Source organism: Neisseria sp. P0001.S005 (genome assembly GCF_051963715.1).
The window spans coordinates 1-425 of the sequence record NZ_JBQCTZ010000640.1 but is presented as its reverse complement, the minus strand read 5'-3'; the positions used below and the strand labels follow the sequence as shown (position 1 = coordinate 425).

At 60.2% G+C, this 425-nt stretch carries 1 pseudogene; it reads left to right on the top strand.

The features are described 5' to 3' along the window. Positions 1-425 (top strand): annotated as a pseudogene (locus ACTHSP_RS22145) (GTPase ObgE); the annotation flags it as partial.

Below are 425 nucleotides of genomic sequence, written 5' to 3'. Positions count from 1 at the left end.
AAAGGCGGCAGCGTTTGGGCAGAAGCCGACGAAAACACCAACACCCTCGTCGAATACCGCTTCGTCAAACGCTACCAAGCCAAAAACGGCGAAAAAGGCCACGGCTCCGACCGCTATGGCGCAGGTGCGGACGACATCGTCCTCAAAATGCCCGTCGGCACCCTTATCCGCGACCTCGATACAGACGAAATCGTTGCCGACCTCACTCACCACGGCCAGCGCGTCTGCCTCGCCAAAGGCGGCAAAGGCGGCTTGGGCAACATCCACTTCAAATCCTCCGTCAACCGCGCGCCCAAACAATCCACGCCCGGCGAAGAAGGCGAAACCCGTTCCCTGCAACTCGAGCTTAAAGTCCTCGCCGACGTCGGCTTGTTAGGCATGCCCAACGCCGGTAAATCCACCCTGATTACCGCCGTATCCGCCGC